The sequence below is a fragment of the Parafannyhessea sp. LCP19S3_B1 genome (assembly GCF_052121955.1).
GTDB lineage: Bacteria > Actinomycetota > Coriobacteriia > Coriobacteriales > Atopobiaceae > Parafannyhessea.
This window is the reverse complement of the sequence record NZ_JBQKDH010000002.1, coordinates 37,297-59,866: the sequence shown is the minus strand read 5'-3', so window position 1 is coordinate 59,866 and position 22,570 is coordinate 37,297. Positions and strand designations below refer to the sequence as shown.

At 67.2% G+C, this 22,570-nt stretch carries 17 protein-coding genes; 4 read left to right on the top strand and 13 right to left on the bottom strand.

Translation table 11 applies throughout. The features are described 5' to 3' along the window. Positions 1 to 6 precede the first annotated feature (6 nt). On the bottom strand, positions 7 to 732 hold the full coding sequence (locus ACTQWE_RS01145; RefSeq protein WP_441856141.1) for a ZIP family metal transporter: 726 nt from the start codon (positions 730 to 732) through the stop codon (positions 7 to 9). 278 nt (positions 733 to 1,010) lie between these two features. Here ACTQWE_RS01145 and ACTQWE_RS01140 point away from each other — a divergent pair, with 278 nt between their 5' ends. Next, positions 1,011 to 1,406, top strand: a complete 396-nt coding sequence (locus tag ACTQWE_RS01140) for a Fur family transcriptional regulator (RefSeq protein WP_441856077.1) — start codon at positions 1,011 to 1,013, stop codon at positions 1,404 to 1,406. 250 nt (positions 1,407 to 1,656) lie between these two features. Here ACTQWE_RS01140 and feoB read toward each other — a convergent pair whose 3' ends face one another. From feoB to ACTQWE_RS01100, 8 genes are all read right to left on the bottom strand, one after another. Next, a complete protein-coding gene (gene feoB, locus ACTQWE_RS01135) occupies positions 1,657 to 4,317 on the bottom strand; it encodes a ferrous iron transporter B (protein ID WP_441856079.1) in 2,661 nt (886 codons plus the stop codon). Between the two features lie 116 nt (positions 4,318 to 4,433). Further along, positions 4,434 to 4,670 carry a FeoA family protein gene (locus ACTQWE_RS01130; protein WP_170104384.1) on the bottom strand — a complete coding sequence of 79 codons (237 nt, stop codon included), beginning with the start codon at positions 4,668 to 4,670 and terminating at the stop codon, positions 4,434 to 4,436. A gap of 123 nt (positions 4,671 to 4,793) precedes the next feature. After that, positions 4,794 to 5,069 carry a FeoA family protein gene (locus tag ACTQWE_RS01125; protein WP_441856081.1) on the bottom strand — a complete coding sequence of 92 codons (276 nt, stop codon included), beginning with the start codon at positions 5,067 to 5,069 and terminating at the stop codon, positions 4,794 to 4,796. Positions 5,070 to 6,692: 1,623 nt separating this feature from the next. Continuing rightward, the gene (locus ACTQWE_RS01120; protein ID WP_441856083.1) at positions 6,693 to 7,763 is read right to left on the bottom strand and encodes an NADH-ubiquinone oxidoreductase-F iron-sulfur binding region domain-containing protein; all 1,071 of its coding nucleotides are present in this window, start codon (positions 7,761 to 7,763) and stop codon (positions 6,693 to 6,695) included. Between the two features lie 11 nt (positions 7,764 to 7,774). Continuing rightward, positions 7,775 to 9,898: an FAD-dependent oxidoreductase gene (locus tag ACTQWE_RS01115; protein WP_441856085.1), complete on the bottom strand. Its 2,124-nt coding sequence runs from the start codon at positions 9,896 to 9,898 to the stop codon at positions 7,775 to 7,777. A 102-nt stretch (positions 9,899 to 10,000) separates the two neighbouring features. Then, positions 10,001 to 11,524, bottom strand: coding sequence for an FAD-dependent oxidoreductase (locus ACTQWE_RS01110; RefSeq protein WP_170104379.1), 1,524 nt, complete (start codon positions 11,522 to 11,524; stop codon positions 10,001 to 10,003). Positions 11,525 to 11,749: 225 nt separating this feature from the next. Next, positions 11,750 to 12,724, bottom strand: a complete 975-nt coding sequence (locus ACTQWE_RS01105; RefSeq protein WP_441856087.1) for a flavodoxin family protein — start codon at positions 12,722 to 12,724, stop codon at positions 11,750 to 11,752. Positions 12,725 to 12,872: 148 nt separating this feature from the next. Further along, positions 12,873 to 14,444, bottom strand: coding sequence for a PucR family transcriptional regulator (locus tag ACTQWE_RS01100; RefSeq protein ID WP_441856089.1), 1,572 nt, complete (start codon positions 14,442 to 14,444; stop codon positions 12,873 to 12,875). 166 nt (positions 14,445 to 14,610) lie between these two features. Here ACTQWE_RS01100 and ACTQWE_RS01095 point away from each other — a divergent pair, with 166 nt between their 5' ends. The 3 genes from ACTQWE_RS01095 to ACTQWE_RS01085 are packed head-to-tail and all read left to right on the top strand — an operon-like array spanning position 14,611 to position 18,026. Beyond that, positions 14,611 to 15,612: a phosphate acyltransferase gene (locus ACTQWE_RS01095; RefSeq protein ID WP_441856091.1), complete on the top strand. Its 1,002-nt coding sequence runs from the start codon at positions 14,611 to 14,613 to the stop codon at positions 15,610 to 15,612. A gap of 20 nt (positions 15,613 to 15,632) precedes the next feature. Continuing rightward, positions 15,633 to 16,757, top strand: a complete 1,125-nt coding sequence (gene buk / locus ACTQWE_RS01090) for a butyrate kinase (protein WP_441856093.1) — start codon at positions 15,633 to 15,635, stop codon at positions 16,755 to 16,757. After that, entirely contained in the window at positions 16,758 to 18,026 is a 1,269-nt protein-coding gene (locus tag ACTQWE_RS01085) for an MFS transporter (RefSeq protein WP_441856095.1), read from the top strand. Between the two features lie 555 nt (positions 18,027 to 18,581). Here the strand turns inward: ACTQWE_RS01085 and ACTQWE_RS01080 are convergent. The 4 genes from ACTQWE_RS01080 to ACTQWE_RS01065 form a co-directional block, all read right to left on the bottom strand. Continuing rightward, entirely contained in the window at positions 18,582 to 19,454 is an 873-nt protein-coding gene (locus ACTQWE_RS01080; protein ID WP_441856097.1) for an MBL fold metallo-hydrolase, read from the bottom strand. Between the two features lie 154 nt (positions 19,455 to 19,608). Then, a complete protein-coding gene (locus ACTQWE_RS01075; protein ID WP_170104372.1) occupies positions 19,609 to 20,118 on the bottom strand; it encodes a hypothetical protein in 510 nt (169 codons plus the stop codon). 166 nt (positions 20,119 to 20,284) lie between these two features. Further along, positions 20,285 to 22,204: a CocE/NonD family hydrolase gene (locus tag ACTQWE_RS01070; RefSeq protein WP_441856099.1), complete on the bottom strand. Its 1,920-nt coding sequence runs from the start codon at positions 22,202 to 22,204 to the stop codon at positions 20,285 to 20,287. An 11-nt stretch (positions 22,205 to 22,215) separates the two neighbouring features. Then, positions 22,216 to 22,464: an acyl carrier protein gene (locus ACTQWE_RS01065; protein ID WP_170104370.1), complete on the bottom strand. Its 249-nt coding sequence runs from the start codon at positions 22,462 to 22,464 to the stop codon at positions 22,216 to 22,218. Positions 22,465 to 22,570: the final 106 nt, after the last annotated feature.

Sequence of the window (22,570 nt, the reverse complement as noted above, 5' to 3'; positions counted from 1 at the left end):
GCAGTCCTAGCCCAGGCCCACGTCGAGCGCCATCATGAGCGTGAAGCCGAGCGCGAACGCAAGCACGCCCACGTTGGAGTGCTCCCCCTCGCTCATCTCGGGGATGAGCTCCTCCACCACCACGTAGACCATGGCGCCGGCGGCGAAGCTCAACAGGTACGGCATGAGCGGCACCAGCTGGCGCGCGGCCAGGATCGTGAGGACGGCGCCCACGGGCTCCACCACGCCGGAAAGGAAGCCGCCGAGAAACGCGCGCGTGCGGCTTGACCCCTCCGCGCGAAGCGGCATGGATATGATCGCTCCCTCTGGGAAGTTCTGAATCGCGATGCCCACGGACAACGCAAGGGCGCCGGCCGCCGTGAGCCCCGTGCCGCCGGAGAGCAGGCCCGCATACACCACTCCCACGGCCATGCCCTCGGGAATGTTGTGGATGGTCACGGCCAGGAGCATGAGCGTCTTGCGCTGGAGGTTGGACCTCAGGCCCTCGGGATGCGTGTCCTTCTCGCCCAGGTGGAGGTGGGGCAGCAGGCTGTCCAGCAGCAGCAGGAACAGGATTCCCAGCCAGAAGCCCACGAACGCCGGGACCCAGGCAAGGCGCCCCATGGCGGATGACTCCTCTATCGCCGGAACGATGAGGCTCCAGACGGATGCCGCGACCATCACGCCGGCGGCAAACCCCGTGAGCGCGCGGTCGACGGCGTGGTTGAGCCGGCCGCGCATGAGGAAGACCATGGCCGCGCCGGCCGTGGTGCCCGCGAGCGGTATCGCGAGGCCTATGATCGTGCGTGTGACGGATGCGTCCAAGGGGACCTCCCCTCTCTTTTGTGTATACAGTTCGATGCCAGCGGGCATCGGGCCCGCCGAGTGGTTGCCAGCACAGATTCTACCCTGCGCCACATGATGTTAGCAATACATTGTCCTAATAATATAGGATATAATCTGCATGGGAGCGCACTCGGCGCATTGCACGACGGGTGACGCACGAAAAGGCGGCGCAGAAGGGAGGTCCCATGGAGAGACGCAACACGCGCCAGCGCCAGCTGGTGCTCGACGCGGTGCGGGAGCTGGACGACCACCCCACCGCCGACGAGGTGTACCTTCGCGTGCGCGAGAAGGACGGGCACGTGAGCCGCGGCACGGTGTACCGCAACCTGCACGTCCTGGTGGAGTCGGGCGACATCATATCCGTCAAGGTGTCCGGCGGCGAGCGCTTCGACCGAAGGAGCGATTGCCACGCACACCTGGTGTGCACGGAGTGCGGCAGCGTGACGGACGTGCCGGCGCCGGACGTGGAGGACGCGCAGCGCCAGGTGGAGCGCACGTGGGGCTATGTCGACGTCCACGCGAGCACGATATTTTACGGCATCTGCCCCTCGTGCCAGAAAAAGAGCCAGGTGGCCGAGTAGCCACCCGGCTCTGCAAGCGCGACCTTCGCCGCAGCTAGAAAGACTTCCCCCTGCACGCGTGCCGCACCTCGACGCAGGATCCGACCACGGCCGCGGAGAGGAGTACGGCGGTGGCCATCGAGCTCACATCCATGCACATCACCCCTTTCCGTGATGAGAAGAGCCTGCGTCCGTCGTTGGGCGACCCTGCGGTCCCGCCCCGTTGGGGGTCGGGGCGAGACCGCCTGTGGGCCGCGGGGGTCGAACCCTGCTATGCGACCGGCTCCTCCGAGAGGCTCTGGAGGATGTGGTCGTCCTTCTCGTCCCACTTTGGCATGGGACGGAAGAGCTGGAAGAGGATGGCCGCGAGCAGCGCGAACGCCACGACGGTCCAGAACCCGAAGCTACCGAAGACGAAGAGCTCGTACAGCTGGTTGATGAGGAGTCCCACGACCCAGCCGAAGCCGCACTCGTAGCCGATGGCGAACCAGAACCACTTGGGGTCGTCCATCTGCTTGCGGATGGTGCCCATGGCCGCGAAGCACGGCGCGCACAGCATGTTGAACGCGACGAACGCGCACATGGCACCAACGTGGAGCGTGCCAGCAACCGTGAACATGCCCGCGAAGCCCTGCCACATGGAGACGGAGTTCTCCGTTGCGCCGCCGAGGCCGTACAGGACGCCGAACGTGGAGACGAGGTTCTCCTTTGCGATGAGCGCGGAGATCGTGGAGGCGGTTGCCTGCCAGTTGCCGAAGCCGAGGGGCATGAAGACGAAGCTCAGCGCGCCGCCGACGCCGGCGAGGATGGAGTAGTCCATGTAGGTGTCAGGCGCGCCGGCCATGCCCTGCAGGAAGCCGAAGGATCCGTCGCCGCCCTTCCAGCCGGCGATGCCGAAGTTAGAGAGGAACCAGATGGCGACCGCGGCCGCGAAGATGATGGTGCCGGCCTTCCTGACGTAGGAGGCGACGCGCTCCCACACGTGCAGCGCCCACGAGCGGATGCTGGGGAAGTGGTAGTCGGGAAGCTCCATCACGAACGGCATGGGCTCGCCCTGGAACGGCTTGGTCTTCTTGAGCATGACGGCCGAGACCACGATGGCGACGATGCCGAGGAAGTAGAACATGGGGGCGACCCACCACGCGCCGTTGTCCGCGCCGATGAGGACACCCATCACGAGCGAGATGATCGGCAGCTTGGCGGAGCACGGAATCATGGTGGTGAGCATGGCCGTCATGCGGCGGTCGCGCTCGTTCTCGATCGTCTTGGTGGCGAGCACGCCGGGGACGCCGCAGCCGGAGGAGACGATCATGGGGATGAACGACTTGCCGGAGAGCCCGAAGCGACGGAACACGCGGTCCATCACGAACGCGACGCGGCTCATGTAGCCGCAGTCCTCCAGGAAGCACAGCAGCACGAACAGCACGAAGATCTGCGGGATGAAGCCGAGCACGGAGCCCACGCCGCCGATGACGCCGTCGACCACGAGCGACACCACCGCGTCAGACGCGCCGGCGCCCTGGAGCCAGCCGGTGACGGCGCTTGGCACGGAGTCCACGAAGCCGGCGTAGTCGTGCGGGTCGGGCTCCTGCGCGTTGACGGCCTTCTTGAAGTCTGCCAGGGTGACGGTCTTCACGACGTCGAGCTTCTGCCCGGACGAGAGGATCGCATTGCCGTTGGAGTCGAGCTTCGTCACGACCTTTCCGCCGTCGTGGGTGAGGTTGCCGTCGCCGTCGTGCCGCGGCACGTCCCGCGCGACGACGCCTGCCGCCTCCGCCTCGAACGCCTTGATGGCGCGCTCGTCCGCGACGCTGCGATCGTCTGCCGCCAGCGCCTTGCTCGCGGCCGAGGTATCTATGCCCTTCTCGTCCGCCGCCGCCAGGAAGCCGTCGATCTTGTCCGCGTAGTGTCCGTCCTCATAGGCTGCCGTGTCGGCGTCGTACTTCTGCTGCGAGGCAGAGTTCACGAAGAAGCCGTCCGAGAACAGGTTGTCGTTCACCCAGTCAGTCGCGGGGGTGCCCACCGCCACGAGCGCCACCCAGTACACGGCAATCATGACGGCCGCGAAGATGGGAAGGCCAAGCACGCGGTTCGTCACGACGCGATCGATCTTCTGCGAGGCGGTCAACCGCTTCGGGGCCTTCTTCACGCACGCGTCCATCACGGTCGCAATCCAGTCGTAGCGCTCGCCCGTGACGATGGACTCGGCGTCGTCGTCGCGGCTCTTCTCGACCGCCGCGATGACCTCCTCCGCCGCGTCGAGCTGCTCCGTCGAGAGGCCCAGCGGCTCGATCGCGTCCGCGTCGCGCTCGAACACCTTGATCGCGTACCAGCGGGCAAGGTCTGCGGGCGCGGTGTCACCCACGATGGCCTGCACCTTCTGCAGGGCGGACTCCACCTCGGGCGAGAAGCACCTGACGCCCTTGGTCGCGACCCCGTCCCTGGCCGCGTCCACGGCCTGCTGCATGAGCTTGTCAAGGTTCCTGTTGCGCAGCGCCGAGACCTCGACGACGGGCGCGCCGAGCATGGAGGAGAGCTTCTTCGCGTCGATGACGTCGCCGCGCTCCTTCAGCAGGTCACACATGTTGAGGCCGACGACCACGGGGCGACCGGCCTCCAGCACCTGCGTGGTGAGGTAGAGGTTGCGCTCGAGATTCGTGACGTCGATGAGGTCGACCACGGCGTCCGGCCTGTCGTTCACGAGAAAGTCGCGGGACACGACCTCCTCCGGCGAGTACGGGGAGAGCGAGTAGATGCCCGGGAGGTCCACGAGCTCAACGTCCCGGTCCTTCTTCCACGGGGCCTGCTTCTTCTCGACCGTGACGCCGGGCCAGTTGCCCACGTAGCCGTTTGACCCGGTCAGCTCATTGAAGAGCGTCGTCTTGCCGCAGTTTGGGTTTCCTGCGAGCGCAATGTACGTCGTTTCTGCCATGTGCCTTCCCTGCTGTCGTTCGCGCGGACGCGCCGTGACCGCCTGTGTGGCCTTCTTGCCGCTCCGTCGCTATTGTTAGCCTTACTTAACTTCTTGCGCAAAAAAATGCGATGGAGCTATGCCGTGACGATGTCCGCGACCTCGATGCACTGCGCCTCGTCCTTGCGAAGCGTCAGCTCGTACCCGCGGACCGTGACCTCGATGGGGTCTCCCAGCGGCGCCACCTTGTGCACCAGGACCCGAGTGTTCTTCGTCACTCCCATGTCCATGATGCGGCGCTTGACCGCGCCCGCGCCAGTGAGCTTCTCGACGGTGCACTCCTGCCCCACCTTCACGTCCCTCAAAGTTGCCATGCTCTTCTCCTTCGTATCGTTTTGCCAAGTTGCGCCGCGCCCCGGCGCCCTCGGTCTGTGCACGTGACGTCGCGTTGTCATGGTGGCGCGCCACCTTTGACAGGCTGCCTCCCGCGGTCTTCCCTAGCAGGTCACGACCCTCATCGCCATGTCGCGGTTCAGCGCGAGCGTCGCGCCCTTGACGCTCACGACCACGTCGCCGTTGACACGCGAGACCACCTTTACCTCTGCCCCCTGCACGAAGCCCATCTCGGACATGTGCTGACGCAGGTCCTGCGCGCCACGCACGCGCGCGACCGTCACCGTCTGCCCCTCGCCCACCATCGCGAGCGGCAGCTGGGAGCCAGACCTCAACTTCGACGCGGCAGAGCTCGCGCCGGCCGCGCGTCGGTACCCCATGACGCCCTCCATAGCTCCATCTCCAATTGTTAACCGTAGCGAACTTACCTAGTGAAGAATAGTATACACAGGTTAACTTTGTAAACCCAATTTGCTAGCTTTTTGCGAATTGGACCACCAGCCCAACCCACCGGCCAATGCCCTGGAAAGACGGCACCCCACTCATGCGACATCCGATTGCGACTGCCGTCACACCCCGGTCGTCGGTACACGTGAGCCCCGAGTCGACACGCCCGTACACGTCGCGGCCGAGTTTCACGGGTCCGTGCAAGCTCGCGTCAGACGTGTACCGGGCCGGGTACACTTCGAAGCCCAGTTTGCAGGGACCCCGCAAGCTCGCGTCAGACGTGTACGGGGCGGGTACACATGGGCGCGCTTTTGACGAGAACCCGCAAACTCGGGTCAGGCGAGTACCATCGAAAGTCGAGCCATGTCAGGAACCGTTAGACGTGTACCGGGTCGCTCGTCAAGACTTTGATCGCGCAGCTCATCTACCTCATGTTATGTGGGATTAGACTAATTCCTCATGGTACACGTCTGGCCCGAGTTTGCATTTTCCGGTACACATCGGCGAGTTCCTGCCATGGTTTGAACATTTATGGCACACGTCGGCCGCGAGTTTGCGGGACCCCGTGCGTTTCTGCCCCACGTGTACCGGCGGGAGGCATGCCCGGTACACTTCTGCCCCCAGTTTGCGAGACCCCTGCAAACTGGGGGCCGGCGTGTACCGCCAAGGCGCCTCCCGGTACTCGTCTGCCCCGAGTTTCGTGCAACCGTGCAAGCTCGCGGCCGACGTGTACCGGCACGCAGCTTCCCCGTACTCGTGAGACCCGAGTTTGCGGACCCCTTGCAAGCTCGTGGTCGATGTGTACCGGCGCGCCGCTTGCCCGTACTCGTGAGGGCCGAGTTTACGGACCCCCCATGCAAACTCGGCGCGGGTGCGTACCCAGGCCTCGGTCGCGCCTGCACGCACCCGGGCCGACATTGCGGAGTCGTGCGAGCTCGGGCCGGGTGCGTCGCGCCCCTGGGGCCGCCGTGGCGGGAACCCCGCGGTGTGTGACCCCGCGATGGTTAAGAGAGCCATGGCTCGGGCAGCCTACCTGCGGTCATGTGCTATCGAACCAAGCGCGGGCGTAGCACACCCGGGGGATTCTCGCATTACGCGAAGCACACCCGCGACTTCGTGGCACGGGGCCCCTCTTTGCGCAACGCACCGGGGTCGAGATTGCGGGGTCGCGCAAACTGGGGCCGGGTGTGTGCGGCGGCGGGTACGCACCCGCCACGACATTGCAGAATCCCGCGAACTGGGGCCGGGCGCGTACCCGAGGCGCCGGCGCCCCTGCACACACCCGCCACGACCTTGCAGGATCGTGCGAACCGTGGCCGACGTGTGCCGCCAGCCCACACAGTCCAGCTCTCCGCTGCCTTCCTAACGTGTCCCGCAGCCCAAGGTGGGCACCGCTCACGCCACAACACCACCGCGCCACCCGTACCCACGCCGTCCGTACCCGCACAAAAAAGACGGGCAAGAGGAACCGCTCCCCTCGCCCGTCTTCAACCCGAATCGCTATCGCCCGCAATCGCGGCGCCTACCGCGATCGCAACGCACACACGGAAGCACGCCTACTTCTTCCTGCGCACGGGAATGGGCCGCGGCGGCGTCTTCGGCTTCTTCGCGCCGGCCTTCACGACGGCGCCCTCGCCGCACGCGTCCAGGCAGCGGCCGCACTGCGTGCACTTGCGCTGGTCGATCACGTGCACAAAGTTCGCCTTGCCCATGATGGCGCCGTCCTCGCACGCGTCCAGGCAGTCGCCGCAGCCGGTGCACTTGGACACCAGGATGTGGAACGTCTTGTACGCGTCGCACGCGCCGGCCGGGCACACCTTGCGCGCATAGTGGGCAGAGATCTCCTCACCAAACAGCGCGCAGGTCTCGCGCACCGTCTTCGCCAGCACGCGACCAACCTCGCACAGCGACTGCTCCTCCATCATCGGGGCAAGGTCCTGCAGAAGCTCCAGGTCGCCGGACTTGCCGCGCTTGTGGCAGACGTCCTCCAGGATCGTGGCCATCTGGTACGAGCCCTCGTGGCCAAACACGCAGCGCCCGCACGTCTCGTGGCGGTACTCGCGGCAGATCCTCAGCAGCTCGTCGGCCATGCAGCAGTCCGCGCCAAACACGCGCACCACGTCGCTGGCGAGAAGGACGTCCCCCTCGCTAGAGGCCGCGACCATGTCACCCTGCGGAAATCCCAGGTACACGGCCTTGGCGTCCTCGACGCCGGCTGCCTTGGCCAGCTCGGCCACGCTCACCTTCGCCGGCAGCTCCACCGGCTCGGTCGCGCCGTTCACGTACACGAGCTTCGGCGCGTCCTTGCCGCGAAGCCACGCCTCGCCGCCCACCAGCGCGTCCGCGGCCGAGCCGGTCACGGCCGAGGGGATGGGCTTCTCGCCCGCAAACAGGCGGGCGGCGGCGGTGTCGTTGCCGTACACATAGCCAAACGACGCGTCGGCGCGCGCAACGGCGACGCCCGCCGCCTCGAACGCGTCACAGAGCTCGGGCTCGCCCGCCGGAAGGACCACGCGGGCCCCCTCGGCCGCCGCCTTCGCGACGGCCGCGTCCACGTCGGCCCTCAAGGCCGCGAGCGCCGCGGGTGCCTGCGCGTACGCGGGCATGAAGTTGATAGTCAATGCCATGGGGGTCCCTCCTAGTACTCGTTCCACAGGCGCGGGCGCGTCAGGGTCAGCCTGAGGTCGCACTGCAGGCAGCGCGACGCCTCGTGCTCGGCCTCGGACTCCGAGAACGGGCACTCGTACGGGCGGAAGTCCGCCTTGCGCTCCTGCGCGGGCTCCATCTTGGGCTCCGTCGGTCCGTCGTAGAAGCCCGCGTACACCTTGCCGATGCGCTGGACCGGCGCGTCCGCGTCGAGAAGAACCTCGGAGATGTCGCCGTCGCCGCCCAGGAAGCGGTCGATCGCCTCGGCAGACTCGCGTCCGCCCTCGATCGCGCCAATGACGGACTTCGTGCCCGTCACGGCGTCGCCGGCCGCGAACACGCCGTCCTCGCTCGTGCGGTGCTCGGCGTCCGCCACCACGTACGGGCCGTGCGTGAGCTCCAGGCCCATGTCGCGCGTGTCCTCGGGCTTCTGGCCCACGGCGAAGATCACGTAGTCCGCCGGAATCGTGAGCTCGCCGCCCTCGACGAGCTCCGTCACCGGGCGGTGCTGCTCGTCGAAGTAGAACTTCGCGATCTTGTGCACGGTCATGGCACCCACGTGGCCGGGCCTGTCCGCGCTCTCGTCGATGGAGGTGAACGCGTAGGCGTCGTGCAGCGTGACGCCCTCCTCAGCGGCCTCCTCGCGCTCCTCCGGCGTGGAGGTCATGACCGCCTCGGCCTCGAGGCAGCACACGTCGACGCTCGTGGCGCCCAGGCGGACGGCCGTGCGGGCGCAGTCGTAGGCGACGTTGCCGCCGCCAAGCACGACGACGCGGCCGCGCACGTCCATCGGCTCGCCCTTGCGGGCCGCCTTCAGGAAGTCGGTGTTGCGGATGACGCCCTCGAGGTCGTGGCCCGGGGTGGGAAGGACGGTGCCGTCGAACGTGCCCACGGACACCAGGACAGCGTCGAACTCGGACTTGAGCGCCTTCGGGTCGCGCACGCGCTCGCCACAGCGGATCTCGACGCGAGGCTCCGCGTCGTCGCCCTGCGTCACGTCCAGGATCGTCTGGATCTCGCGGTCAAGCGCCTCGTCGGGAAGTCGGTACGCGGGGATGCCGTAGCGCAGCTGGCCGCCGGCCTTCTGCTCCGCCTCGAACACGACGACGTGGTGGCCCTTCTCGGCCAGGTAGTAGGCAGCGGTGAGGCCCGCGGGACCGGCGCCCAGGATGGCTACCCTCTTGCCGGTCGGGGCGTCGTGGCGCGTGCGCTGGCGCCACTCGCCGGTGTCGCGCACGGCTGCCGCGCGCTTCAGGCGGCAGATAGACAGCGGCCCCTCCAGTTGGTTGCGCTTGCACTCGCCCTGGCAGTTATGGGTGCAGATGGAGCCGAGCGTCTCTGGGAACGGCACGCGCTCGCGGACGACGGCCGTGGCTTTCTCCCACTCTCCGTTCTTGACGTGGCGCAGGTAGCGCGGGATGTCGATGTGCGCCGGGCAGCCGGACCTGCAGGGCACCACGTTGTCCTCGCGCGAGCGGCCCTCCTTCGCCAGTCCCAGCGTGTCGACGATCGAGCCCGTGGGGCACACCTCGACGCACGCGCCGCAGAAGCGGCAGCCGGCCTCCTCGAGCGAGACGCCGCCGTCGATGCCGATGCGGATGCCCTCCGGCGTGCGCTGGTAGTCCAGGACGCCCACGCCGCGCAGCTCGCGGCACGCGCGCACGCAGCGGCCGCAGCGGATGCAGCGCGTGAACATGTGCGTGATGAGCGGGTTGGAGTCGTCCGTCGCGACGGTGCGGGCGCGGCAGCGCCAGCGCGCCGGGGACACGCCCAGGTACTGGTACATGCTCTGCAGCTCGCACACGCCGTACTTCGGGCAGCCCGTGCAGTCGGACGGGTGCGTCGCCAGGATGAGCTCCATGGCCGTGCGGCGCACGTCCTCCGCCGCCTTCGCGTGGGAGTCGACCACCATGCCCTCGCGCACCGGGGTCTTGCACGCAGGGACCGCGGGGCCCTCGCCGTCAACCACGATGGAGCAGAGCCTGCAGCCGCCCACGGCCTCGAGGTCGGGGTGCTTGCAGATGTGCGGGATGAAGACGCCCGCATCGAGCGCGGCATCAAGCACCGACATCCCCTCGCGGGCCTCGACCTCCGTACCGTCAATCGTTAGCTTCACGTGTGTTCCTCTCGCCTGGGCGCACGCGCGCCCATCATCCATACGACCGCGGGACCCTCGCATGAAGGGCCCCGCGGCAGTCAGTGTTCTAGCGCTTAGGCACTAGTCCCAGTCCTCGTCACCCGCGGACTCCGCGACGCGCTCGGCGGCGTTCTCGCCGGCGATGCGGCCGGAGTTCAGGCAGAAGCCCATGGTGTTGCCGGGGATGGAGTAGTTGTAGGAGTCGCCGTAGATGGTGCAGGCGTCCGTGCCCACGCAGTACAGGCCGTCGATGACCTTGTAGTCGTCGGTCATGACCTCCATGTTGTGGTTGATGAGCACTCCGCCCAGGGTTCCGTACGCGCCCACGTACTGGCGGCACACGTAGAACGGCCCCTCCTCGAGCGGCATCATGAACTCGCGCTCCTTCTCGAAGAGCTCGTCGTAGCCCTCGGCGCACATCTCGTTGTACTGCTCGACGTTCTGGACGAGGCCCTCGGGGTCGATGCCGATCTTCTCGGCCAGCTCCTCCAGGGTGTCGGCCTGAGCGATGACGTGGTTGCCGGCGCCGTCCATGTACGTGTCGAGGTCGCGCTGCCACTGCTCGTCGAAGCCCTGGTACAGGTCGTGCGGGTGGACGTGGCTCACGATGTCGGGTCCGTCCTTCTTCCAGTGGCGCAGCATCTTGGAGTCGAAGATCGAGAACGCGACCTTGCCGGGCAGGTGGTTGATGGCGTTGCCGACGAAGGTGGTGTTGAAGATGTCGTCCTCGGGCATGAAGCGCTCGCCGGTCTTGTCGCACCAGTAGCACGGCTGGCGGAACGCGCCCTCCACGTAGAAGTGGTTCATGTTGTCCGGCAGCTGGTACATCATCTCCATGGTGACGGGCGTGTGGCCGGCACCGACCTCGTGGCACATGTTGTAGCCGTCGCCGTCCATGCCGGGCACCGCGAAGGAGTACAGGTTTTTGCCCCAGTCCAGGCCGATCTTGTCGTGGATCATCTTCGCGTTGTTGCCGAAGCCGCCGGTGGCCACGATGACCTCCTGGCACGAGATGGTGACCTCCTCGCCGTCCTTGTTCGTAGCGACGACGCCGCACACGGCGCCCTCATCGTTCACCAGGAGCTTCTTGCCGGGGCACTCGAACATGAACTCGACGCCCAGGTCGTTCGCGCGCTCGGTCATGCGCTTGATCATCGTGGTCGCGGCGCGCGGACCCGGCTCGGAGCCGTCCTCCGGCTGCACCACGTGCCAGGTGTACTCGCCGTCGGCGTAGGCGCGGGTGCGCTCGCGGGCGCGGAACGCCGGGCGCACGGAGTTGAACACGACGCCCATGTCCTGCAGCCACTTGATGGTGTCGCCGCTCTTGAAGTAGTACGCGCGGACGAGGCGCGGGTCGACCTGGTAGTGGGTGTAGAACATGTGGCGGCGGAACAGCTCGCCGGGCGTGACCTCGATCATCGAGGCGCGCTGGACGGGCGAGCCCGCCGCGCAGGGACCCATGCCCATGTTGGCCGCGCCGCCGGTGTTGGACGCCTTCTCCAGCGTGATGACGCGCGCGCCTCCCTCCGCTGCGGCGATGGATGCCGCCAGACCGGAAAGGCCTGCGGCCACTACGACGACGTCTGTCTCGAGCTCTTGTGCCATGGGACTCCTCCTCGGACGAAACCCTGCTTTCCCGCGCTCGGGCGCGGTCAGATTCTTATCTCATTCTGTTCGCGAGGCAACGCCTCGCATATGTGCAAACGAACAACTTTTGGCCCGCCGCGGCGTCCCGCACTGTGCAGGCGTGGAGTCAGAACGCGCCCGCGGGCGAGAAGGACGTGTCCTTCTCGCCCGTCGAGTCCGCCTTGCGCGCGAGACGCTCGTCCCCTAGCGCTCGGGCATCGTCGGCTGGATGAACTCCTTGTAGCGCGCGACGCGCTGCTTGTACTCGTCGCCACGCTGCAGCTTTGCGAGCTCGCCCTCCATGCGCGCGATGTCCTCGCCGTGGATCTGCTTGCCCTCGGCGGTGTCGTGCGCGCGGAACAGGCCGCGCTCGTCGTAGCACTCCTCGTCGCGGTACTCCACCTCGACCTTGCCTTCGTTCACGTGCACATGACCCTCGAGGCCGCACACGGAGCAGATGGCCTTGTCGGTGCCGGGAACCAGATAGAAGTCGTTGGCGTTGCAGTGGGGGCACACGCCCTTCTCACCCTGGTACTCGGCGTGCTCGGGATCCTTCGCGGCGCGGGCGAGGTTAACGCCGATCTGGTGGGCGCGGGACACAACGGCGTCGTCCATCAGGGCACGCTTGCTCCAGGGCACCCACTCGTTGTCGATGACCTTCCACGTGGGCGTCATGGACTGGATCGCGTGGTCGGACTGGGCGTGCGTGCCCCAGTCGGAGCCGCCGATCGCGATGTAGCTCACGGGCTTGCCCGGGCAGATCACGCGCGGGTCCGGCTCCTTGGACGGCTTGCCCTCGGCGGCAAGGCCCTTGGCGATCCTGGTGGAGAGCACGTTGTTGCCCGTGTCCATACGCGGCCCGAAGCGGTCCATGATCGTGTGGAACAGGCCGGACGCGCCCGTCTCGAAGATGGGGTCGCACATGACGATGGCATCGGCCTCGGCCATCTTGAAGAACAGCCAGTCGAAGTCGTCCTTGTGTATGCAGCGGTTGCCGCGGCCGCCCATGAGCGACTTCACGCACGCGATGCAGCCGGTGCAGTGGCGGATGTCGAGGTCCTGCGCGCGGATGAACTCCACCTCGCAGCCCTCCTCCACCGCGCCCATGAGCGCCTCCTTGCAGATGGAGTCGTTGTTGCCGTTCTTGGTGCCAAACGAGATTCCAAGTACCTTAGCCATGCCGGTCCTTCCCACGACATGGGGCCGCGTCCGGCGGCCCCTACCCTATGCGGATAGCGTAGGTTGACAGGCGTTGTGCTATAGCACCAAAGATGAAAGACGCAACCACCGAGCTTTGGTGCTACGTACCAGAGCGCAAAAGGCGCCGCTACATGCCGGAGAGCCCCTCCATGACGGCGGAGGCGAAGCTCACGGCAAGGCGGTCGTCCCCGTCCTTCAGGTCGAGGTGGAAAAGTTCGTCGATCTTGTTCACGCGGTAGAAATACGTGTTGCGATGGACCGACAGGGCCTCCGCGGCGTCTGCGGGGCTTCCCGGGAAGCGGACGGACGCCACGGCCGTCTGCAGGTACGAGGTGCCGTGGGCGCGGTCGTAGGCTTCCATCGCCACGACGCGCTTGTCAAGCAGCATGTCGTGGACGCCCGCAAGCTCCGCGTTGTGCGCGATGACCTCGAAGCGGTGCCGCCACAGGTACACGATCCTGGCGCTGCCGCGCGCATGCACGGCCGCGGACAGCTCGCGGCACTCGCGCAGCGCGCGCCTCATGTCCAGCAGGTCGTCAAACGGCTCGCTCGTGAACGCGCGCATGTCGTTGTTGGCAAGCATCTGCGTGAGGCCGCGGTCGCGCGAAAGCCGCCGCTCGCAGCGCTCGTACGCGTCGAAGCCCACCTCGCCGGCGGAGCCCACCGCCACCAGCAGCACGAGGGCGTCGCCGGAGACGCACCACACGACGCCCGGCATGCCCCTCTGAACGATGGCGCCTGCGCGGGCGTAGTACTCCTCGTTCGCGTCCGCGGGGCCGCGCACGCACAGCAGCACGTAGGTGTCGTCCGCGGCAAGGCCCAGGAGGTCCAGGTGCGCGCGCAGCGCGTCCTCGCTCACGAACGTGCCCTCGAGCACGTCCTTCAGGATGGACGAGCCCTTGCCAAGGCGCCCGCCCGCCGCGCCGAGCCTGTCGATCATGATGCCCGCCAGGTCGCTCGCGAAGTCGACGAGCTCCAGGTCGAGGCCCGTCATGGCGTGCGTGACCTCGAACACGTCGAAGCGGCCCATCTCGAGCCGGTGATGGTAGATTATCGAGGTCACGGCGCGGTCCTTCTCGCCCGCGCGCTCCGACAGGACGGAGTGGCGCGCGTTGCGCACCGAGCTGATGACGCCGTCCTCGCGCATGCGGCGCTCCACCTCGGGCGTGATGTAGCCAGCCTCCAGAGAGGAGCGCACGTCGTCCGAGGTGGGCAGCGCGCCGGCCGTCGCCAGGATCTTGTGCTCTGTGTTCGAGATGATGACCGGGTTCTCGAGCACCGCGGCCGCCCGCTGGGCAAACTGCCGCATGTCGTAGGACTCCAGGAAGCAGTCGAACAGCTGGTTCCGCCGCGCGCCCAGCTCGCCGCTGCGGCGCACGAGGCCCAGGAACGCGTCCTGGAACTCGCTGGGCGCGAGGTCGCCCCAGCAGTACACGACGCCGGGCTCCCGCGGCGCCCGCGCGTCCGCGCCCATGGCGTCTTCCTCGCCGCCCTGGGCGTACACAAGGAGAAGGCCCTCTCCCTGGCCCGGGGCACCCTCCTGGGCCAGGTCGGCTCGGGACCCCAGGCGGATTACGCCCTCCGCGCGCTCGCCGACGCCCCACTCGGGGGAAACGACCATGTCCCATCCCAGCTGGACGTCGTCGGCAACGTCAAAGCCCCGTATGGGCAGCTCGCTCAGCACCGTTCTCAGCTTCATGCGTCCCGTCCTTCTCCCGTTGTACGCGTGCACAAGTCTAACACGCGCGCGCTCCGCACATTTTGGGGCTGCTGCCATGGGTTTTGTTGCGAGCCGAACATACGCTTTGCTACGGATTTCACGGGGCGCCCACGCATCGCGCCCCTGCGAGTGAGAGGAGATTCGCATGGCACGACTCATTGACGAGCTCATCGCAAAGGCGAAGGGGGCGCCGCGCCGCGTGGCGCTGCCCGAGGCGACGGACGCGGACACGCTGCGCGCCGCCCGCACCGTGCTGGACGAGGGCATCGCGCACCCCGTGCTCGTTGGACCGGCAGACGAGGTGCGCGCCGCGGCTGCGGAGGCCGGCGTCGACATCGCGGGCATGGAGCTCGTGGACACCTCCGACGAGGAGGCGGCGGACGCGCTCGCCGAGCGCTACATGCACGCGGGCCGCGAGAGGCTCGTCTCTGCGAAGGGCGCGCGCCGCAAGGTGAAGAAGCCGCTGTACTACGCCATGGTCCTGGAGGACCTGGGCGACGTTGACTGCACGTTCTGCGGCCACGTCAACACCACGGGCGACGTGCTGATGGCCGCGCAGATGATGATCGGCCTCGCCGAGGGCGTGGACGTGCCGTCCATCCTCGCGCTGGCGCAGGTGCCCGGCTTCGAGGGCCCGGAGGGCGACGTCATCGCGCTCACGGACTGCGGGCTGAACCCGGAGCCCACGGAGGAGGAGCTCGCCTCCATCGCGATCGCCGCGTGCGACAACGTGAGGTCGATCATGGGCTGGGAGCCGCGGGCCGCGTTCGTTTCGTACTCCACGGACGGCTCCGGCGAGAGCCCCTCGATCGAGCGCGTGCGCAAGGCCGTCGACATCGCGCGCGAACGCCGCGCGGACCTGAGCATGGACGGCGAGTTCCAGCTGGACGCCGCCATCGTGCCGGCCGTGGCCGCGAAGAAGGTCCACCGCGCAAGCGACGTGGCCGGCCGCGCCAACGTGCTGGTGCTGCCCGACCTCAACTGCGCGAACACCATGATCAAGACCATCCAGCTCTTTGCGGGAGGCAAGGGCTACGGTCACACGCTCAGCGGCTTCCGCCGTCCCGTGGCGGACAGCTCGCGCGGCGCGTCCGTCGAGGAGATGGTCGGCGACATCGCGATGCTCGTGCTCGCGGCGGCAGAGTAGCGAAGAGAGGAGAAATCACCATGGCATATCGCATCCTTACGCTCTCCCCCGGATCGACCTCCACGAAGGTGGCGGTCTTCGAGGGCGAGAAGTGCCTCATGAGGGCGAACGTAACGCATCCGGCGGAGGAGCTCGCCCGCTTCGACCGGGCCGTCGACCAGCTTGACTACCGCGTACGGACCGTGCTCGACGAGCTTGGCAAGGCGCACTTCTCGCCCAGCGACATGGACGCGTTCAGCGGCTACTGCGGCGGCATGGGCCCCACGCGCGGCGGCATCTTCGCGATCGACCAGACCGTGTGCGACCACGTGCTGAACTGCGGCATGAACCACCCCGCCATCCTTGGAGCGCCCATCCTGTACAGGTTTGCGCAGGACACGGGCAAGCCGGCGTTTGCCGTGAACCAGCCGGACACCGACGAGCTGGACGACGTCGCGCGCATCACGGGGTACCCCGGCGTGTATCGCAAGAGCCACGTGCACTGCCTGAACCAGAAGGAGTGCGCCATCCGCTTTGCCCAGAGCATCGGCAAGGCGTACGACGAGGTGAACGTGATCGTGGCCCACGTGGGCGGCGGGCTTTCCGTCGCGGCGCACCGCCACGGCTGGATGGTCGACACGAACGACGTGCTGGAGGGCTCCGGCCCGTTCGCACCGAACCGATCCGGCGACGTTCCGCTGAAGCCCGTCGTGGCGCTCGTGGCGGACGGCGCGCAGTCCAAGGCGGAGGCCATGGCGCGCATTGGCAAGACCGGTGGCCTGAAGGGGCTTCTGGGCACGGACGACGCCCGCGCGATCGACCAGATGATTGCGGACGGCGACCCATGGGCGACCGTCGTGTACGACGCGATGGCCTACCAGACCGCGAAGGCCATCGGCGGCTTCGCGGCCGCGCTCGAGGGCGCGGTCGACGGCATCGTGCTCACGGGCGGCGTCTCGCACGACCCGATCTTCGTGAACGCCGTGCGCCGTCGCGTGCAGTGGATCGCGCCGGTAGCCGTGTACGCCGGCGACTTCGAGATGGAGGGAGCCGCCGCAGGCGCCGTCCGCGCGCTCGACGGAACCGAGTCCGTCATGACCTACACCGGCGAGCCGTCGTGGGACGGGTTCAAGCTCTCCGGCGCGCCGAAGGATGTGGAGGAGTAGATGGCGGCTACCACAAGCGAGCGGAGGGGGACCGGGGGCTTCCACTACGCCTACCTCATCGTGCTCTCGTGCATCATGATCACGTGCCTGCCGTGCGCGCTCGCGCTCAGCTGCGCGGGCATCTTCTTCACCCCGGTGAGCGAGTACCTGGGAGTGGCTCGCGCCCAGTTCACCCTGTACTTCTCGATACTGAACATCGCGATGATGCTCACGCTGCCTGTCGCCGGCAAGGTCATGGGCAGGTCCGACCTGAGGGTCGTCCTTTCCGCGAGCGTCGCGCTGACGGGCGCGGGCCTTGTGCTCATGGGCCGCTGCGGCGCCCTGTGGCAGTTCTACCTGTGCGGCGCCGTCATGGGCGTAGGCGTGGCACCGCTCATCTACCTTGCCGTCCCCACGCTCATAAACGCGTGGTGCGCAAAGCGCGTCGGATTCTTCATGGGGCTCTGCATGGCGTTCACCGGCATCGGCGGCGTCATCTTCAACCCCGTGGGCACCGCCCTCATCCAGTCCGGAAGCGAGGGCTGGCGCCTGGCGTACACCGTCTTCGGCGTCATCACCCTGGTGGGAACGCTACCGTTCACGCTGTTCGTGGTGCGCTCGAAGCCCGAGGACAAGGGGCTCCTTCCCCTGGGCGCGGGCGAAGCCGCCGACGGGTCCGAGCCCGCGGCCGCGACCGACGGCGTGAGCGCCGCGAAGGCCATGCACATGCCTGCGTTCTGGGCGCTCGTGGTGTTCTGCGGCATCATCACCCTGAACCAGACCATCTACCAGTTCCTGCCCAGCTATGCCCAGTCCTTCTCGTCCAGCCTTCCCCAGATCGCGGCCGCGTCCGGCGTCGTCGCGTCTGCCGCGATGGCCGGGCAGGCGATCGGCAAGGTCCTTCTGGGCATCGTGAACGACCGATCGCTGCGCGCCGGCGTGTTCGTGGGCATGGGCTGCGGCGTCGCGGGCGTGCTCGTGATGTGGCTGTTGCCGTCCTCGCTCGCGCTGCTGCTCTTGGGCGCGTTCCTGTTTGGCATCGTGTACGCCCAGACCGTGGTGCAGACCCCGCTTCTGGTGCGCTACGCGTTTGGGTCGGCGGACTACCCCGCCATCTACTCGCGCGTGTCGATGGCGGGCTCGCTGATGAGCGCCGTCGCCGCGGTGTTCTGGAGCCTGGTGATCGACTCCGCGGGCGGGTTCCCCCTCATGTTCGTGCTTGGCATCGTCTGCATGGCGATCTGCCTGGCGTCCGCGCTGTTTGCCATCGCGCACAAGGCGCAGAGATAGCGTAAGGGCGCTCCCGGCCACATATGCATTGCAGAAGGCGGCGTGCCCCAAACGGGCTCGCCGCCTTCCTCTTGTACGGGCCCCGCACGGGTCCTTGCGGACGGATCGGCACGGAGCCGTCGTGGGTTGGGTCACACACCCAAGGCGAGCTTGCGAAGTCGCGCAAGCTCGGGTCGGGTGTGTTGCGCCAGGAGGGGCCGCGTGTCAGGAACCGCCAGGTGCGTACCGCGTATTTGGTTTTCAGATTTATGCCACAACCCATCTACCTGCGGTCATTTGGAATGAAACCAAAAGGAGACGTCACACACCCGGGGGTTTCTTGCAAATCGCGCAACACACCCGCGGCTTCGTGGCAGCGGGTTCCACCTATCGCAACACACCAGGGGCGAGTTTGCCAAGTCCTGCAAACTCGCCCCTGGTGCGTACGGCGGCGGGTACACACCCGCCGCGACCTTTCAAGATCGTGCAATCTGGGCACGCATGCGTACCCGCCGACCGCGCGGCGCGCCTGCCGCCTCAGGCACGCGCGTCCACCTCGGGGCCTCACCCCTGCGCTCAGCCCTCCGCCGGACCGGCGTCCCGCCCGCGCCTGCGCCTGCCGCGGCCAGACCTCACGCGCGGCTTCGACTTCTCGATCAGGGCCCTGAACTCCGGCGAGTCCGGGTCGACCCCGTCGTCGCTCATCACGTGCAGGCATCCGCGCAGCTCGGGAAGGCTAATGTTCTGCCAGCGCATGCCGCGGTCGCCCTTGGACCACAGCGCCATCTCGCGCCACCCGGCCAGGTCACCCGGCACGAACTCGTGGTCGTAGTGACCGGTCATGATGGCGTCCACGGGCAGCGCGGCCATCTTGTCCAGCGTCGCCACCCACTCGTCCACCGTCGTCGAGTCGTCGTAGAACAGCGTCATGCACGGCGTGACGGCGTCCCCGGAAAGCAGCACGCGCTCCCCCGACACCACGTAGCCCATCGACCCGCGCGTGTGGCCCGGAAGCGCAACCGCGCGCACCGTCTCTCCGCCCAGGTCAAGCTCGTAGCCCTCGTCGACGTGCCACGTCGTCGGCCTCCTGCCCTCCACGGTCGAGAAGAACGTGCCCTCGGGAAGCCCAAAGCCCTCCCTCAGTTGCTCGCGGATCCTTGCCTCGGCGTCTTCCTCGCGCTCCCAGAAGCCGTCGTCGACGGCGCTGATGCCGACCGACTCGAACGAGCACGCGCCGCCCACGTGGTCGTGGTGATGGTGCGTCAGCAGCACGGTCACGGGCAGGCTCGTGATGCGCTCGACCTCGGCGCGCAGGTCGCCCACGCCCTCCATCGTGTCCACCAGTGCCGCGCGCTCGTCTCCCACCACCAGGTAGCAGCGGTTTCCCGCGATGTCGGCAAGCCTCCAGATATGCGGCCTCACCTGGGCCGATTCGATCCTTGCTTCCATGTCCCTCCCCGTCGGCGCCCATGTGCGCCGTTCATGCAAGGGGCGGCCACGCCATCACGCGTGGTCGCCCCGTCCCGCGCGCCCGCCATGCGGCGCGGCGCGCACCTCTTCAACAGGCTGCAGCCAGCAACACTCGCGGCCGTCCCCGTGGTCCCTACGCCATCTGGGGCGCCGGGTCGTTCGTCAGCTTCCTCGCGAGGTTCTCGATCGGCCCCTGCAGGATGAACGTCACGATGTAGCACACCACCCACACCGGGATGATGTTCTGCAGGAAGCCAAACACGGACGCGATGAGAGGGGCCCCGCCAAGCACGCACGCGTCCAGCGTCCCCACCAAGTAGCACAGGACGACTGCGTACACGGTGTTGATGGGCACGTTAACAAGCGCGCCAAACTTCACGCCGTCGGACGGCTTCGCGTGCTTCATGGCCCACTTCACGCTCTTCTCCGGGAGGGAGGGAACCATGCCGATGATCGTCGCGACGCACCAGGCGAACACGAAGTTGATGAAGAACAGCGGCCAGACCCAAGACTGACCAGCAGGCAGCTCCGCCGTGTGGAACACGTACAGCGCCAGCCACTCGCACATGACGCACTGCACGAGTGCGGTAAAGAGGTTCAGGATCGCGGCCTTGGCGAACCTCGTGGATGTCTTCATGGGCATGATGTTTCCTCTCTCTAGATGCTAAGCTTCCCGCTTACCTGCACAGACGCAAGGCCTGAGCATATTGCCTGCTCTGCGGCCCAAAGCCGCGTTGTGCGAGGTGCGCAAGCGAGCCTTCGCGCACCTCGCGGCCCCTGGGGGCCGGCGGGCATGTGCCCGCCACGTGCTATCGGTGGATGTAGCTCCCCGCCTGGTAGCGAGGGGGAACAACCGGAATCTCGATCCAGGAGGCGTGCTCGCCACCCGTGTGGACGTTGTGGGTGCCGCGGTTGTCCGTGTCCCACGACAGCGGCTCGAACCAGCCGTCGCGGATGTAGCGGCCAGATACCTGCACGCGGAACCTCTCGCCCTTGTGGTACACGCGCGACGTCGGGACGATGGCGATGTCCACGGCGCGCACCTCTCCGTCCTCCAGCTTGTGCGTGTCCGTCATGGTGTAGACGGGCGTGTGCTTCTTCGTGAGGCCCGCGTCCACGGTCGCGCGAGAAACGCGGCACTTGCCCCATGCGCCGGGGTGCGGCTCGTCGAGCGTGAGCCACGGCACCCACGTGCCGTCCTCGGTCGCCTTCTGGACGTTCACGAAGAGGTCCATGTCGTCGTAGCCGTCGCAGCTCACGAACAGGTGCAGGCTCATGTAGCCCGTCACCTCGACGTCCTCTGGCAGCGTGAGGTCGAAGTCCAGCTCCTCGGTCGCGGGGTCGTACGACGCCTTAGCCTCGTTTTCGGGCGCCTCCTCGCTAAGCTCGAAGCACTTCGCCGGGTGCGCAAGCTCCACGCAGTCCTTCTCCCTCGAGGCGTCCAGGTACAGCTTCTTGTACACGGTGCGCTTGATGGGCCATGCCTTCTCGGGGCGCTTCTCCTGGTAGTCGACGTCGTAGCCGTCCATCACGTCCAGGCGCACGCGCGGCATCATCTCCCAGCCGTTGTGGATGCCCTTCAGGTAGCGGTCGTAGTAGCGGCGCAGCTCGTCCAGGTTGTACGGGTTGTACGTGTCAGGCCACTCGAAGTCGCGGTGGATGCGCAGCCACTTCTGGTGGCTGCGGCAGCGGCGCCACGCGTTGATCGATCCCGGCAGGTGGAAGTGGGACCATCCGCCCGTCTGGTACACGGGCACCTTCACCTTGCGGAAGTCCGCGCGCTTGTCGTTCCAGTACGCGTTCATGTCCGGGTACATCTTAGCCATGGCGACCTGGTCGTCCACGCCGTTCGGGCCCGTCACCTGCGCCGCGATGAACTTGTTGAACGAAAGCGCGGGCACGCCGCCCTCGAAGAAGCTCTCGCGGTACAGGTCCGTCGTGCACTCCCACGGGGCGATGCACGCCAGGTGGGGCGGCTGCTCGGCGGCGATGCCCCACTGGTGCATGGCGACGCCGGAGTTGCCGCTCATGCCCACCTTGCCGTTGGACCACGGCTGCGCCGCGACCCACTCCACGAAGTCGTAGCCGTCCTCGCGGTCCTGGTGCGTGAACATGTGCACGGAGCCCTCGGAGTGGCCCGCGCCGCGCACGTCCACGTTGGCGACGGCGTAGCCCTGGTAGCACCAGTACAGCGGGTCCGGGCTCTCGAACTTCGCGCACTTGGAAACCGTCATCGGCGGCACGCCCATGATCTGCCACTCGCTCATGCCGTCGCCCGGGCGCTTGCCAAACCAGGACCACGACACGATGGTCGGGACCTTCTCCACGTCCTTCGGGCGATAGATGTCGCAGTAGATCTTCGTGCCGTCGCGCAGGACGACCTCCTGGTCCTGCATGCAGATCACGCCGTCGGCCGCCTCGTAGGTGTGCGGGTTGAACGGCGGGCAGAAGCCCTGGCCCATGCGGGCCATCGGGTCGTCGGACGCGCTCAGGTCAACCTCGGCCTGGTTGTCGTTCGGCTGCCTCGCCACGCGGTACGCGGCCATCACCTCGTCCTCGCCAAAGCTCTCGCGGTGCAGGAAGATGTAGCCCTGCGTGTCCGGGTCCCAGTAGATGGGGCACGCGTCCTCGTCAAAGCTCGCGCACTCGCCGCTCATCTGAATCAGGTCGTGCAGCTTCTTGTCCTTTACCGGCACCCACTCGGCCGGAATCTTGGGCTCCAGGAACATCCTCGCACCCCCTACTCGTCCAGCAGCTCGCACACGAAATCCGTCGCGGCGCCAAACGTCTCGCAACGGCGGAACTTCATAAACGGCACCTCGATGTCAAGCTCGTCCTCGAGGTAGGTGGTCAGCTGAGACACCTGGACGCTCTTGATTCCCAGGTCCACGAACTTCGTGTCCTCCGTAAACTCGGAGGCGTCCTTGCCAAACAGCTGGCTTGCGCGCGTGGTGAGCGCGTCCCACACTTCCTGACGATCCTCGTCCATGACGAACCCCTTTCAACGTTTGTTCCGTCATGAACGAGTCTCGCCAATGCGAGCCGCACCCGCCATGGCATCGGGTTCAAAACTGGAGCCGCGGGCGCGGGCCCGT